12 protein-coding genes are annotated in these 14758 nt (G+C 63.6%); 6 read left to right on the plus strand and 6 right to left on the minus strand.

Features of this window, described 5'->3' with window-relative positions:
- Window positions 1-109: 109 nt before the first annotated feature.
- The 3 genes from ACK4OE_RS05025 to ACK4OE_RS05035 all read left to right on the plus strand — a co-directional run bounded on the left by ACK4OE_RS05025 (window position 110) and on the right by ACK4OE_RS05035 (window position 4775).
- Window positions 110-1813: a hypothetical protein gene (locus ACK4OE_RS05025; protein ID WP_409883465.1), complete on the plus strand. Its 1704-nt coding sequence runs from the start codon at window positions 110-112 to the stop codon at window positions 1811-1813.
- Window positions 1814-2413: 600 nt separating this feature from the next.
- Window positions 2414-3895, plus strand: a complete 1482-nt coding sequence (locus tag ACK4OE_RS05030) for a SulP family inorganic anion transporter (protein WP_409883466.1) — start codon at window positions 2414-2416, stop codon at window positions 3893-3895.
- A gap of 19 nt (window positions 3896-3914) precedes the next feature.
- Entirely contained in the window at window positions 3915-4775 is an 861-nt protein-coding gene (locus tag ACK4OE_RS05035) for a universal stress protein (RefSeq protein WP_409883467.1), read from the plus strand.
- Between the two features lie 161 nt (window positions 4776-4936).
- On the opposite strand, the gene ACK4OE_RS05040 is transcribed toward ACK4OE_RS05035, so the two are convergent.
- A complete protein-coding gene (locus ACK4OE_RS05040; RefSeq protein WP_409883468.1) occupies window positions 4937-5524 on the minus strand; it encodes a DUF1003 domain-containing protein in 588 nt (195 codons plus the stop codon).
- Between the two features lie 283 nt (window positions 5525-5807).
- Here ACK4OE_RS05040 and ACK4OE_RS05045 point away from each other — a divergent pair, with 283 nt between their 5' ends.
- Window positions 5808-6404 carry a lipocalin family protein gene (locus ACK4OE_RS05045; protein WP_409883470.1) on the plus strand — a complete coding sequence of 199 codons (597 nt, stop codon included), beginning with the start codon at window positions 5808-5810 and terminating at the stop codon, window positions 6402-6404.
- A gap of 140 nt (window positions 6405-6544) precedes the next feature.
- Here ACK4OE_RS05045 and ACK4OE_RS05050 read toward each other — a convergent pair whose 3' ends face one another.
- The 4 genes from ACK4OE_RS05050 to ACK4OE_RS05065 are packed head-to-tail and all read right to left on the minus strand — an operon-like array spanning window position 6545 to window position 12130.
- On the minus strand, window positions 6545-8179 hold the full coding sequence (locus tag ACK4OE_RS05050; RefSeq protein WP_409883471.1) for an ABC transporter ATP-binding protein: 1635 nt from the start codon (window positions 8177-8179) through the stop codon (window positions 6545-6547).
- Complete coding sequence (locus ACK4OE_RS05055; protein ID WP_409883472.1) at window positions 8176-9222, minus strand: ABC transporter permease; 1047 nt, start codon at window positions 9220-9222, stop codon at window positions 8176-8178. The genes ACK4OE_RS05050 and ACK4OE_RS05055 overlap by 4 nt, the downstream gene beginning before the upstream one ends.
- A gap of 22 nt (window positions 9223-9244) precedes the next feature.
- Window positions 9245-10276: a microcin C ABC transporter permease YejB gene (locus ACK4OE_RS05060; protein ID WP_409883473.1), complete on the minus strand. Its 1032-nt coding sequence runs from the start codon at window positions 10274-10276 to the stop codon at window positions 9245-9247.
- A 27-nt stretch (window positions 10277-10303) separates the two neighbouring features.
- Window positions 10304-12130: an extracellular solute-binding protein gene (locus ACK4OE_RS05065; protein ID WP_409883474.1), complete on the minus strand. Its 1827-nt coding sequence runs from the start codon at window positions 12128-12130 to the stop codon at window positions 10304-10306.
- A 115-nt stretch (window positions 12131-12245) separates the two neighbouring features.
- Between ACK4OE_RS05065 and fabI the strand changes: the two genes are divergently transcribed.
- Together fabI and ACK4OE_RS05075 are read left to right on the plus strand one after the other, a co-directional pair.
- Window positions 12246-13046 (plus strand): enoyl-ACP reductase FabI, encoded by an 801-nt coding sequence (gene fabI / locus ACK4OE_RS05070; RefSeq protein WP_409883476.1) that lies wholly within the window; start codon window positions 12246-12248, stop codon window positions 13044-13046.
- Between the two features lie 76 nt (window positions 13047-13122).
- Window positions 13123-13971, plus strand: a complete 849-nt coding sequence (locus ACK4OE_RS05075; RefSeq protein WP_409883478.1) for a DNA ligase — start codon at window positions 13123-13125, stop codon at window positions 13969-13971.
- An 84-nt stretch (window positions 13972-14055) separates the two neighbouring features.
- Here ACK4OE_RS05075 and ACK4OE_RS05080 read toward each other — a convergent pair whose 3' ends face one another.
- The gene (locus ACK4OE_RS05080; protein ID WP_409883479.1) at window positions 14056-14616 is read right to left on the minus strand and encodes a fasciclin domain-containing protein; all 561 of its coding nucleotides are present in this window, start codon (window positions 14614-14616) and stop codon (window positions 14056-14058) included.
- Window positions 14617-14758 lie beyond the last annotated feature (142 nt).

The raw sequence follows: 14758 nt of genomic DNA on the forward strand, positions 1-14758 counted from the left end.
CCCCCGGTGCACCATGCAGCGATCCGGGGGACAAGGCTGACACCGGCACGGCGGTCTGCATGTTAAGTTGGGGCAGGCCACTACCACCCCACCTTGCTGGAGAAGCCCGTTGATCGCCCTTGCCACGGCCCTTGGCCGTTTTGTGCTGCGCCACCTGTTGTCGTTCTTGCTGATCTGTTGCGTGCTGCTGCTTGCGCAGTGGGGCTGGGCGCAGTGGCGCACGTGGCAAGACCTGCGCACCGAGGCAGCCCAGCTCACGGCCGCGCAGGCCGCGCTGTCGGGCCACATTGACGAACAAACCACCGCCAGCCGCCAGCGCACCGCCAGCCTGGCATCGGCCCCGCTGGCCGTGCTGACGGAGCGTATCCACACCCTGGACGAGCGCCTGCGCAGCAAGCAGCAGGCGCGCGAGGGCCTCAAGGGCGTGGTGCTGCTGGACTCCGAACGGACGCCTTTTGTTCAAGCCCATCTGCAGGCCATGCGCCTGGACGTGGACATACAGCTGCTGCAGCAAGAGCGCGCCTATGTGCAAGAGCTGCGCTGGCGCCTGCAGGCCACCCAGAGCGCCGAACAGCAGCGCGCCGGCCTGGAACGCCTGCGCCAGGAACACGAGCGGCTGTATGCGCAATGGCAGGCCGTGCAAGCCGCGCGCCAGGCGCTGCTGGAGAGCCACCCCATCAAATGCCGCCTGCCCGTGGCGTCGCCCGAGCGCACGGCATGCGAAGACCTGCGCCAGCAACAGGCCGCCCTGCTGGCCGCCAACCAGCGCGCCGCTGCCGACCACGCTGCGCAGCGCGTGCGGGTGCAACAGGCGGCACCCACCCCCGCACCGCTGGGTGAATTCGAGCCCCACCAGGCGCCGCTGCAGGAGTTGCTCCGCACACTGCAAGCCCGCCAGGCCGCGCTGATCACCGAGCAGGCCCAGCACTGGGCCAGCCGCCTTGCCGCGCCCGTGCAGCAGGTGGTGCCCACGGCGCTGCTGATTCTGCTGGGCATCGTGCTCACGCCGCTGGGCATCAAGGCGGTGATGTACTTTGTGCTGGCGCCCCTGGCACAGCGCCGGCCGCCCGTGCAGCTGCTGCCACACACCCTGGGCGGGGTGGCGCTGGTGCCCGGCCCCTCAGCCGTGTCGCATGAGGTGAGCGTAGACCCGGACCATGAACTGCTGGTGCACCCCGAGTTCTTGCAAAGCACTGCGGTGCAGGGCGACAAGGACACGTGCTGGCTGTTCAGCAAACGCTACCCGTTCACCAGCCTCGCATCGGGCATGGTGGCGCTGACCCGCGTGCGCACGCAGGCCACGGCGCGCTACGTGATCTCGGCCACGCAAGACCCGCACAGCGAAATCGGCATGCTGCACCTGCCCCCAGGCGCCGCGCTGGTCATGCAGCCACACAACCTGGTCGGCGTGCTGCAGCGCCGGGGCGAGCCGGTGCGCATCACGTCGCACTGGCGGCTGGGCAGCCTGCATGCGTGGCTGACGCTGCAACTGCGCTACCTGGCGTTCCATGGCCCGGCGCAGCTCATCGTGCAGGGCTGCCGTGGCGTGCGCGTGGAGCGCGCCGACCAGGGCCGCAACATCCAGCAGGCGGCCACCATCGGCTTTAACGCCAACCTGGCCTACACCACCCGGCGCAGCGATACATTTGGCGCGTATCTGCTGGGCAAGCAGGGGTTGCTGAATGACAGCTTTCACGGAGCAGACGGGTTTTATGTGTACGAGGAAATGCCGCACACGCAGGTGAAGGGCGGGCGGGCGCGGAGGGGGTTGGAGGGGGTGGCGGATTCGCTACTCAAGGTGTTTGGGATTTAAGAGGGTTCGGGGATGGAGGGAGGCCTCAGTACGAGAATTTGTGGTGTTATTGACCGCTAGCGCTTATCTATAAAGCGCTAGCAGCTATTGTTTTAGTAGTAATCTGCATGTCTTTTTTCGAGTGTGGAGGCCGGGGTGTGCGCCCGGCGGCGCAGTAACTTTCTCTTTGCGACCAAAAGAAAGTTATTCGCATGCCGGGCGACTCCCGGCCTCCGGTTTCAACAAAGGCACGCACCACTATCAGCGCAAGGCTTCGACAGGCCTGAACGGGAGGGTGGCGCCCTGGCTTCGACGAGCACTGCGCGGACGGTCACGCGGAGAGTCGCTACGCAGATGCCTCGTTACAATGCTGCGATGCACAACCCGCAACAACCCCTCTTGCACTCCCCGGGCAGCAGCCGGTGCAAGCTGTTGCCACGCGGGTATTTCTGCTCCGTCACGCCGCCATAGCGCGAGGCTAGCGCGCTGGCGATTGGCTCTACCCCCTGCGGGTGCGCGCCAACCCCACCCCCATTCCCATCTTTTTTGAAGTGCCCTGCGTCCCGCATTTTTGTGCGGCGCTGCGTGCGCTTTGCGTTGTATTTTTCTGTTCGACTGCCTATGAACTTCTCTTCTTCTCTCCGCCAGACATGGCTTTCTAATATTCGGGGCGATGTGCTCGCCGGGCTGGTGGTGGCGCTGGCGCTGATTCCCGAGGCGATTGCGTTCTCCATCATCGCGGGCGTGGACCCCAAAGTGGGGCTGTATGCCTCCTTCAGCATCTGCGTGATCATCGCGTTCGCGGGCGGGCGCCCCGGCATGATCTCTGCCGCCACCGGCGCCATGGCGTTGCTCATGGTCACCTTGGTCAAAGAACACGGCCTGCAGTACCTGCTGGCCGCCACGGTGCTCACCGGCATCCTGCAAATCCTGGCGGGTGTTTTAAAGCTGGGCCTGCTGATGCGGTTTGTCTCCCGCTCTGTGGTCACGGGTTTTGTGAACGCGCTGGCGATCCTTATCTTCTTGGCCCAGTTACCCGAACTGACCAACGTAGGCTGGCAGGTGTATGCAATGACAGCTGCAGGCCTGGCCATCATCTATGGCTTCCCCTACATCACCAAAGCGATACCGTCGCCGCTGGTCACCATCGTGGTACTGACGGGCATCTCCATCGCAATGGGCATGGACATTCGCACCGTTGGTGACATGGGCGAACTTCCCAGCAGCTTGCCGGTGTTTCTGATACCCGACATCCCGCTGAACCTGGAAACGCTGCAAATCATCTTCCCCTACTCGGTGACCCTGGCTGTGGTGGGCCTGCTCGAATCGATGATGACGGCATCCATCGTGGATGAGCTGACCGACACCCCCAGCAACAAGAACCGTGAATGCATGGGCCAAGGCGTGGCCAACATTGCCACCGGCTTTATCGGCGGCATGGCAGGCTGCGCCATGATTGGCCAGTCGGTCATCAACGTGAAGTCGGGTGGCCGAGGTCGGCTTTCCACTTTGCTGGCAGGTGTGTTTTTGCTTTTGATGGTGGTGTTCCTCGGCCAGTGGGTCAAGCAGATACCCATGGCGGCACTGGTAGCAGTGATGATCATGGTGAGCATTGGTACCTTTAGCTGGGACTCGGTGCGCAAGCTGCGCGAGCACCCGCCCAGCTCGTCCATCGTGATGATTGCCACCGTGGTGGTCACCGTGTCCACGCATGACCTGGCCAAGGGCGTGTTTGTGGGCGTGCTGCTGTCGGGCATCTTCTTTGCGCACAAAGTGGGCCGCGTGCTGCGCGTGGACCGCAGCAGCGAAGACGATGGCCGCACACGGGTGTACGGCGTGGTCGGCCAGGTGTTCTTTGCGTCGTCTGAAGCGTTTTTGGCCGCATTCGATTTCAAGGAAGTGGTGCCCAAGGTACGTATTGACGTGAGCCGCGCACACTTTTGGGACATTACCGCCGTGAGCGCGCTGGACAAGGCCGTGCTCAAGTTCCGCCGCGAGGGCACAGAGGTCGAGGTGATCGGCATGAACGAAGCCAGCGCCACGTTGGTGGACCGCTTTGCCATTCACGACAAGCCCGGCGCTGTTGAAAAGCTGATGCACTAATACACAGGAGACAAACACCATGAACAAGGTATACGCCTGCATTGACGGCCTTGCGGCCACCGCCGCTGTGATCGATTGGGCCGCCTGGTCGGCCCTGCGGCTTGATGTGCCGCTGGAACTGCTGCACGTGCTGGAACGCGCCCCCGAGGCCTTGCCCCCCGTGGGCGACTACAGCGGAGCCATCGGCTTGGGCGCGCAGGAGATCCTGCTCAAGCAGCTGAGCGCGCTGGACGAAGAGCGCGGCAAGATCGCGCAAGAGGCAGGCCGTCAGATGCTGGTGCAGGCACGCGCGCGGGCCACGGCCGCTGGTATTGCACAGGTCGATAGCCGCATGCGCCACGGCGACCTGGCGGACACCGCGCTGGACCTGGAGCCTGATGCCCGCCTGTTTGTGCTGGGCGAGCACTACCGCGCCAGCGGTACCCGCAAAATCCATCTGGACCACCATGTAGAGCGTGTGATCCGCGCAGTCAAGCGCCCGGTGCTGGTGGCCACGGCCGAGCAGTTTGTGGCGCCCGAGCGGTTTGTGCTGGCGTACGACGGCAGCGCCACCGCACGCAAGACGGTGGAAACCGTGGCGCGCAGCCCTCTGCTCAAAGGCCTGCCCGCACTGCTGGCCATGGCGGGCGCCGACACCCCGGCCGCCCACCAGCAGTTGCAAGAGGCCCAGCAGATTCTGCAAGCCGCCGGTTTCATCGCCGATGTGACGCTGCTGCCCGGCGAGCCGGAAACCGACCTGCCCGCCTTGCTCAAAACCCAGGGCGCCGCCCTGCTGGTGATGGGCGCCTACGGCCATTCGCGCATCCGCCAGCTGATTGTGGGCAGCACCACGACCACACTACTGCGAGTGAGCGAAGTACCGGTGCTGATCCTGCGCTGAGGCGCCACACCCTCATGCCCCGGCCCAGCGCCGGGACATGAATTAATATCATTTTGATAGCTACTCGCGCTTTATGGATAAGCGCTAGAGGCCAAAATCATCCAAACGCTCTCATAGCAACTCCGCAACACGGATCTGCGCTAGGCACAGCAACGGGCGCGTCAGGATGCGCTTCGCGGCTGGGCGGCCTGCCCCACAAAGCGTTGATGAATCTCGACGGTCAGCGCCTCAATCCGTGCCGTGAGCTCGCGGGTTTGTGCGGTAAGCAGTGTGTTTTGCTGAAGCAGCTCCAGAACCTGGGCCGCATTGGCTGCGGCGATGGCCAGGCGCTGTTCGTTAGCCACGGCCAGCGCTTCGCGGTGCTGGGCGTCGGCCTCTGCCTGGGACTTGTCGCGCGCAGCCTGGCGCGTCTGGGCCAGCAGGATGAGCGGTGCTGCATAGGCCGCCTGCAAGCTGAATGCCAGATTGAGCAGGATGAAGGGATACAAGTCGAACTGGGCCACACCCAGCGCATTGATGGCGATCCACGCGGCCACGATCAACGTTTGCGCTCCCAGAAACAACGGCGTTCCAAAGAACCGCGCGAAGGCCTCGGCGCGCAATGCAAAGCGGTCTGTACCAAACGTGGGCGCCAGATGCGCATGGGGGCGGTGAAAGCGCAGATGGTCCACCGGCGGCTTGCCGTGCTCGACAGACGTCTGCACAGGGGTTTGCGTGGGGGTCCCAGCGTGAGTAGGTGTTTTGGTCATGGGTTTTCTCAGCAAGAGCGGTGAAGGCAACCCAACACCAGGGCGTCTTTGCACTCTACTCCCTGGGATCGCGCACAACATCAGGCCAGTCGCAGCACTGGCGGCTATCCCGCCCCGCAATGGCCGACATGCGCTGCCAGCGCACTCCTACACAGCACCCGTGGCGGGCTGCCTACATTCATTCACAACAGAGAGCAACTTGAAAACACATCACAACACACGCGTTGGTGACCATGGTTTGAAGTGACCGCCGCCCGCTGCAACAGCCTCAGGAGAAAGCCCCATGCGCATTTACAGCCCACCCCTTCGCCATTCGCCCTGGCCGCTGCTGATGGGTGCTGCAGCGTTGATGGCGGTGCTAGCGCTGTCTGCCTGCTCCACGCCGCGCACACCCGACGGCATCAAGGCGGTAAGCGGATTTGATGTAGACCGCTACGCCGGGCACTGGCATGAAGTGGCGCGCATCGACAACTCGTTTGAACGGGGCCTCACCCAGGCCACTGCCACCTACACGCGCAATGCAGACAACACCATCAAGGTCGTCAACCGGGGCTACGACCCCGTGCGCAAGGAATGGAAAGAAGCCGAGGGCACCGCCCGCTTTGTGGGCGAGCCCGACCAGGCGGCTTTGAAGGTGTCGTTCTTCGGGCCGTTCTACGGCGGCTACAACGTGGTGGCGCTGGATGAAAACTACCAGTGGGCCATGGTGATTGGGTCGAACAAAGACTATCTGTGGATCCTGTCGCGCACCCCCGCCCTGCCCTGGCATGTGCGCGAACACTTGCTGGAGCGTGCCCGGGCCATGGGTGTGGACGTGAGCAAGATTGTGTTTGCGCCACCAGCGGGCGAGCAGCACGCCAGGCAGGCTGTGCGCACCTGAACTCAGTTCAGCGGCGTTCCGATGGGTTGCGCCCAACACGCCGTGGGCTTGGCACCGGGCATAGACACCGCAAAACACTACACTATTGATAGCTGTTAGCGCTTTACCATCAAGCGCTAGAGGCCAATTTCATTAAAATTTCAGACCGGGTGTGGCACGGTAGCCGCCGCCACCAGCTTCTGGGTGTAAGGGTGCTTGGGCGCTTCCATCACCTCGGTGACAGTGCCGCTTTCCAGCACCTCGCCGTCTTTCATCACCAGCACGTCGTGCGCCATGGCGCGGATCACATCGACGTCGTGGGTGATGAGGAGGTAGCTCAAACCCTTTTCCTTTTGCAGGCGCTGCAGCAGCCCCAGCACCTGCTGCTGAATGGTCACATCCAGCGCGCTGGTGGGCTCGTCCAGCACCAGCACCTGCGGCTGCACGATGAGCGCGCGCGCAATGGCCAGGCGTTGGCGCTGGCCGCCCGAGAACTCGTGCGGGTAGCGCTCCAGCAAGCGCGGGTACTGGTCTTCGGCCAGGCCCACTTCGGCCAGTGCAGCCTGCACCCGCACGCGCCGCTCGGCCACGCCCAGGGCGGGTTCATGCACCTTGAGGCCTTCGCCCACAATTTCTTCGACCGTGAGCCGTGGCGACAGCGACGAGAACGGGTCTTGAAACACCACCTGTACGCGGCGGCGCAGCTTCTGGTTGGAGGGCGTGTTGCGCATGGCGGGTTGCTGCCAGGCCTGCCCCCCAACCTGAAGGTCCCCGCCATAAGGCAGCAGGCCCAAAATAGCCTGGGCCAGCGTGGACTTGCCCGAGCCGGATTCGCCCACCACGCCCAGCGTTTGGCCGGGCAGCAGTTGCAGACTGGCGCCCTGCACCGCTACAAACTCGCCCTTCTTGAACCACCCTCGCACCCCCGGCAACGGCGTGGGGTACACCACACGAAGGGCTTTGCACAACACCACCGGGGCAGTGCCCCCAGGTGGGTCGGCCTCGACCACATCGCGTTTGGGCTGGCTGGCTATCAGGCGGCGGGTGTAGGCGTGCTGAGGGTTGCCAAACACATCGGCCACCGGGCCTTGCTCTACCAGCACGCCCTGCTCCATCACCGCCACACGGTCGGCAAACCGGCGCACCAGGTTCAGGTCGTGCGTGATCAGCAACACGGCCATGCCGGTTTGGCGCTGCAGGTCACTCAACAGGTCCAGGATCTGGCCGCGCAAGGTCACATCCAGCGCGGTGGTGGGCTCGTCGGCCAGCAGCAGCTTGGGTGCGCTGGCAAGGGCCATGGCGATCATGGCGCGCTGCCGTTGCCCGCCCGACAGCTGGTGCGGAAAACTGTTGGCTCGGCGCGCGGGCTCGGGGATGCCCGTCTTGGCCAGTAACTCGATGGCGGCCTGCGCGCACTGGGCGCCGGTCAGGCCCTGCTTAAGCTGCAGGATCTCGGCGATCTGCAAGCCGATGGTCATCAGGGGGTTGAGCGCGGTCATGGGCTCCTGGAACACCATGGCAATGTCGCCACCCCGCACGCCGCGCATCTCGCGTTCTGTCAGCGCCAGCAGGTCGCCCCGGCCCTGCAGCATCGCCTGCCCGGTGATGGCGGCATTGCCCGCCAGCCGCAGCAGGCTGAGCGCGGTGATGGTCTTGCCCGAGCCGGATTCGCCCACCAGCGCGAGCTTTTCACCGGCCGCGATGCTGAAGTTGACGCCCCGCACCACCTCTTTGGAGCCAAAGCGAACATGCAGATCCTGCACCTGCAACAACGGAGTATTGGCCGATGGGTTCACTGGTCGGCCTTTCGGGGATCAAGGGCGTCGCGCAGCGCGTCGCCCATGAAGGTCAGCAGCAGCAAGGTGGTCACCAACACCGCAAAGGTAGACAGCGAAATCCACCACGCATCAATGCTGTTCTTGCCCTGGCTCAGCAACTCGCCCAGCGACGGCGTACCCGGCGGCACGCCCAGGCCCAGAAAATCGAGCGAGGTGAGCGCCAGAATGGCCGCGCTCATGCGAAACGGCAAGAACGTGACCACCGGGGTCAGGCTGTTGGGCAGGATGTGGCGCCAGATGATCTGCGTGTTGCTCACCCCGAGGGCGCGCGCCGCTTTTACGTAGTCAAGCTGGCGGTTGCGTAGAAACTCGGCCCGCACATAGTCCGACAGCCCCATCCAGCCGAACAGCGACAGCAACACCAGCAGCAGCGCAATGCTGGGCGCAAACACCGCGCTGAAGATGATGAGCAGATACAGCTCGGGCATGGATCCCCAGATCTCGATGAAACGCTGAAAAGCCAAGTCGGTCTTGCCGCCAAAAAAGCCCTGGATGGCGCCGGTGACCACGCCCAGAAACACCCCCGTCACAGTCAGCGCCAACGCAAACAGCACACTCACCCGAAACCCGTACAACAGCTGCGCGAGCAGGTCACGCCCCCGATCATCGGTGCCCAGCCAGTTGTCGCCGGTGGGTGCCGAAGGGTTGGGTGACTTGGCAAAGTAGTTCAGCGTGTTGGGGCCGTAAGGGTTGATGGTGTACAGCGCCCAGTTGCTGCCTGTGGTCAGCCGGTCCTTGATGAAGGGGTCGAGGTAGTCGGTGGGGGTTTCAAAGTCACCGCCAAAGGTCTTTTCAGGGTAGTCCTTGAGCATGGGGAAATATGTCTGCCCCTCATAGCGCACCACCAGTGGCTTGTCGTTGCTGACCAGCTCGGCACCCAAGCTGACCAGCACCAGGGTGCAAAAGATCAGCAGGCTCCAGTAGCCCAGACGGTTGCGCTTGAAGCGCAGCCAGGCGCGGCGCGAGGGGGACAGGGAGATCGATGTGGAAGCGGGGCTCATCAGTGCAATGGGTCCGTTCGGGCTAGTCAAACTTCACGCGGGGGTCTACCCACACATAACAAAGATCGCTGACCAGCTTGGTCACCAGCCCAATCAGCGTGAAGAAGTACAGCGTGCCCAACACCACGGGGTAGTCGCGTCGGATGACGCTTTCGTAGCTGAGCAGGCCCAGGCCGTCGAGCGAGAACAAGGTCTCGATGAGCAATGAGCCCGCAAAAAATGCGCCGATGAACGCAGCAGGAAACCCAGTGACGATGGGAATCAGCGCGTTGCGGAACACATGCTTCCACAGCACCTGCCGCTCGCTCAGGCCCTTGGCGCGAGCCGTCAGCACGTACTGCTTGCGGATCTCTTCCAAAAAGGCGTTCTTCGTCAGCATGGCAGTCACCGCAAAACTGCCCAGCACCATGGCCGTGACCGGCAGCGTGATGTGCCACAGGTAGTCCACAATGCGCGCGCCCCAGCTCAGCTCGTCCCAGTTGGCCGACGTCAACCCGCGCAGCGGGAACCACTGCAACTGCCCGCCAAAGATGACCAGCAGCGCCACGCCCAGCACAAAGCCGGGGATGGCGTAGCCCACCAGGATGAGCAGCGTGGTCACCAAGTCAAACCGCGAACCAGCGCGCACGGCCTTGGCCACCCCCAGCGGCACAGCCACCAGGTAGCTGATGAGAAACGTCCACAGCCCCAGGCTGATCGAAACCGGCAGCTTCTCGATGATGAGCTGCCACACGTCCTTGTTCTGGAAAAAGCTCTTGCCCAGGTCAAACCGCGCGAACTGGCCGAGCATCTGAAAGAAGCGTTCGTGGGCGGGTTTGTCGAACCCGTAAAGCGCCTTGATCTGCTCGACCCGCTTGGGGTCCACGCCCTGCGATCCGCGGTAGCTCAGCCCGCCGCCTTCAGCGCCACCACCGCCCGCTCCCGCTTTGGCTTCGGCCATGTACTGCTCTACCGGGCCACCGGGCACAAACTGGATCACCACAAAGGTCAGCAGCAGCACGCCGAACAAGGTGGGCAGCATGAGCAGAATGCGTTTGAGGATGTAGGCAAACATGGGCGAGTTGGTGGGTGCGTAAGGTGGCTACTTCTTGTCTGGCGCGGTCTGCAGTGGCACCCGCGCCCACCAGGTGTCGATGACCCAACCTTCACCGCTTGAATAGGGCGGCACGGTTTCGGGCTTGGCCAGGCGCCAGGCGTTGTAGGCCATGCGGTGGGTACCCGCCGTCCATTGCGGGATCAGGTAGTGGCTGTGCGCGATGATGCGCTCCAGTGCGTGGCAAGCGGGCAGCAATTGCGCTTCGGTTTTGGCCGAGGTCATGGCCTTGATCATGGCGTCCACGGCCCGGTTCTTGACCCCGGGGAAGTTGCCAGAGTCTTCCGTATCGGCGGCCTGGCTGCCGAACATGTCGGCAAACTCCTGGCCGGGGTTGTTGGTGCCCTGGTAGGCCAGCGAGGTGATGTCGAAGTCAAACTTTTGCAGCCGCTGCTGGTACAGCGCAAAGTCCACCGAGCGAAAACGCATCGTGATGCCGATTTTCTCCAGGTTGCGCATCCATGGCGTGATGGTGCGTACACCGCCTTCGTTGCTGTCCATGTATTCAAGGACCATGGCCTCGCCCTTGGCATTGCGCAGCACACCGCCCTGCACCTCCCAGCCAGCGTCCTTGAGCAGCGCCTGCGCCCGGCGCAGATTGGCCCGCAGGGATGAATCGCCATCGGTGCGTGGCGGCACCGTCATGGGGCCGAAGGCTGCGGGGGGAATGTCTTTGCGGTACGGTTCCATCAGCGCCAGCTCTTCGGGCGACGGGGTGCCGCGTGTCTCGCACGCGGTGTTGCCAAACAGGCCGTTGACCCGCTGGTAGGCGCCGTAGAACAGCTGGCGGTTCATCCACTCATAGTCCATGGCCAAGCCCAGTGCCTCGCGCACGCGGGCGTCCTGCAGCAGGGGCCGGCGGGTGTTGAGCACGTAGCTCTGAAACCCCGACGGCAGCTTGTGCTGGAACTCGCCCTTGACCAGCTCGCCGGTGTCGAACTTCTTGCCCGTCACGCGCCGGGCCCAGTCGCCAGCGCTGAAAAAGCGCATGAGGTCGAATTCGCCAGCCTTCAGTGCCTCCAGCCGCGCGGTGCTGTCCTTGTAGATCTTGACCAGCACGCGGTCGAAATTGGCGGTGCCCTTGCGCACGTTCAGGTCGCGCGCCCAGTACTGCGGGTCGCGCACGTAGGTGATGTCCTTGCCGAACCGCACCGGGCCAATCTTGTAGGGGCCGCTGCCAATGGGGATGTCCATCACCACCTGGTCAAACTGCTTGGCCTTGCCGTTCTCTACGCCCCAGTCGCGGCTGAACACGGGCAGGCCTCCCACCGTTAGCGGCAGCTCGCGGTTGGGTTGCTTGAACCGGTAGCGCACGGTGCGGTCGTCCAGCACGTCCACCCCTGCCACGTCGATCAAGGTGGTTTTGTAGGCGGGCGAGGTGAACGGGCCCACCAGGGTGTCGTAGCTGTGTTTAACGTCCTGCGCCAGCACGGGTTTGCCGTTGTGAAACCGCGCTTCGGGCCTGATGCGAAAGGTGGCCGACAGGCCATCGGCCGACACGTCAACGTCTTCAGCCAGCAAGCCATAACCCGTGGCAGTTTCGTCCATGGCGCCCACCAGCAAAGAGTCGAACATCAGGCTCGACAGGTACGCAGGCGCGTTGCCCTTGATGGTGAACGGGTTGTATTTGTCAAACGTGGACGTGCGCAGGTTGCTCACCAGCCGTAGCTCGCCGCCCTTGGGGGCGTCAGCGTTGACATAGTCGAAATGTGCAAACCCGGCGGGGTACCGAGGCTCGCCCCACAGAGCATATGCATGCGCGGCCCACGCCGGACCAGCACAACCCAACAGCAGAAAAGTCAGCCAATACCGCATGCGACAATTCTGCACTACGTCGGTGGCGCCACCGCAGAGCCTGTGGGGATTTCCCCGCAGGCCGGTCGGCTGCCACGCTCAACGCCAATTCCTCGCATTCCTCAGGAGAAGAACAATGGGTTTTCTGACCGGCAAAAAGCTGCTCATCACGGGCGTGCTGTCCAACCGCTCCATCGCCTACGGCATCGCCAAGGCCTGCCACGCACAAGGCGCTGAGCTGGCTTTCAGCTACGTGGGCGACCGCTTCAAGGACCGCATCACCGACTTTGCTGCCGAGTTCGACTCCACGCTGATCTTTGACTGCGATGTGGGCAGCGACGAGCAGATCGACCGCATGTTTGCAGACCTGGCCCAGGTGTGGCCCAAGTTTGACGGTTTTGTGCACAGCATCGGCTTTGCCCCCCGCGAAGCCATCGCAGGCAACTTTCTGGACGGCCTGTCGCGTGAAGGCTTCCGCATTGCGCACGACATCAGCGCCTACAGCTTCCCGGCCATGGCCAAGGCCGCGCTGCCGCACCTGAACGACAAGTCGTCGCTGCTGACCCTGAGCTACCTGGGCGCGCTGCGCTCCATCCCCAACTACAACACCATGGGCCTGGCCAAGGCCAGCCTGGAAGCCAGCGTGCGCTACCTGGCCGAGGCCGTGGGCCGCACCGAAGACGGCCGCAGCATCCGCGCCAACGGCATCAGCGCAGGCCCCATCAAGACGCTGGCCGCCAGCGGCATCAAGGACTTTGGCAAGCTACTGAGCCGCGTAGCCGACGCATCGCCTCTGCGCCGCAACGTGACGATTGAAGACGTGGGCAATGTGGCGGCGTTCCTGCTGTCCGACCTGGCATCTGGCATGACAGCCGAGATCACGTATGTGGACGGCGGCTTCAGCCAGACAGCAGGCCTGAGCGCCGATCAGGTCTGATTGCGGCGTAAATTTGAGCCAAAACAGGCTCTAGCGCTTATTGAATAAGCGCTAGCAGCTATACATTCAGTAGCAAATGCTCCGCAGACGTTGCCTGGTTTGGCTGGCCTGCCTACCCTGTTTGGCGATAGCGGCGCTGCCCGCACACGCGGCGGACGCACCTGCGCTGCTTCTTGCCAATGTGTACCGCCCCGGCATGCCGCTGGCGGACTACTGGGTGAGCGAAAAGTACGACGGAGTGCGCGGCTACTGGGATGGCCGCACGCTGCGCACACGCGGCGGCGAAACGGTGGCGGTACCGGCCTGGTTCACGGCAGGCTGGCCCGACACGCCCATGGACGGCGAACTGTGGGCCGGGCGCGGACGCTTCAGCCAGGCGCAGTCCACTACACGCACCCAGCAGGCCGACGACGCGGCGTGGCGCTCTATCCGATTCATGGTGTTTGACCTGCCCCAGCAAGGCGGCAGCTTTGATGAACGGCTGCCCACGCTCAACGCGTTGGTGCAGCGCATCGGCCAGCCCTGGGTGCAGGCCGTACCGCAAAAACGCGTGGCCAGCGATGCGGCTTTGCAGGCGCTGCTGCAACGCACTATGCGCGCGGGCGGCGAAGGGCTGATGCTGCACCGGGGAGCATCGCTCTACCGGTCTGGCCGCAGCGATGACCTCATCAAGGTCAAAACCCACGAAGACACCGAAGCCCGCGTGGTGGCCCACCTGCCGGGCAAGGGCAAACACGCAGGCCGCATGGGTGCGCTGCTGGTGGAGATGCCCAACGGCCAGCGTTTCAAGCTGGGCGCAGGGTTCACCGACGTGCAACGCACCGACCCACCGCCGGTTGGCAGCTGGGTGACCTACCGCTTTCGCGGCACGCACGACGGCGGGCTACCGCGGTTTGCGAGCTTTGTGCGCGTGCGGCCTGACTAGTCCATACGCTGATCCTGCAATCCCAAGAAGACGGGGCCCCACCCTGGGGCCCCGCGCCTCTGGAGAGTGTGTGCTCTTCCAGCCTTAGTTGGGCAACAGAACCTTGTCCACCACATGGATCACGCCGTTGGACTGGTACACGTCAGCGATAGTCACGCTGGCAGTTCCACCCTTTTCGTCGCTCACCATGATGGCGGAGCCACTGGCCTTGGCCGTCAAGGTGCCGCCCGCCACGGTCTTGAAGCTGGCCATCCCCTTGCCGTCGGCGATCATTTTGGACAGAGCGGCTGCGTCGTATTTTCCTGCCACCACGTGGTACGTCAGTACCTTCGTCAGCGTGGGCTTGTTTTCTGGCTTGAGAAGGGTGTCGACCGTACCAGCAGGCAGAGCGGCGAATGCGGCATTGGTCGGCGCAAACACGGTGAACGGACCTGCACCCTTGAGGGTGTCGACCAGGCCAGCGGCCTTGACGGCTGCGACCAACGTCGTGTGATCCTTCGAATTCACGGCGTTGTCAATGATGTCCTTGCTGGCCAGCATGGGGGCGCCGCCCACCATCACTTGCGCCATGGCAGGCACTGCAGCAGCGGCCAAGACGGCAGTCATGCCAATGGAAGCAAGGCGGGCAGTCAAACGAAAGGTCATGAGAATCTCCTGAGTGTGGATGAACTGTCACCGCATGAAGAATCACGCGGCTGTCAGTCAATACGCAGGCAATCCATTTGCGGATTCAACCTGTCAAAAAAAATCGCTCCACAGCAAGCGCTGGGGAGCGATTCTTTGGACA

Origin of the sequence: Acidovorax sp. (assembly GCF_046314175.1) — a bacterium.
Classification (GTDB): domain Bacteria; phylum Pseudomonadota; class Gammaproteobacteria; order Burkholderiales; family Burkholderiaceae_C; genus Acidovorax.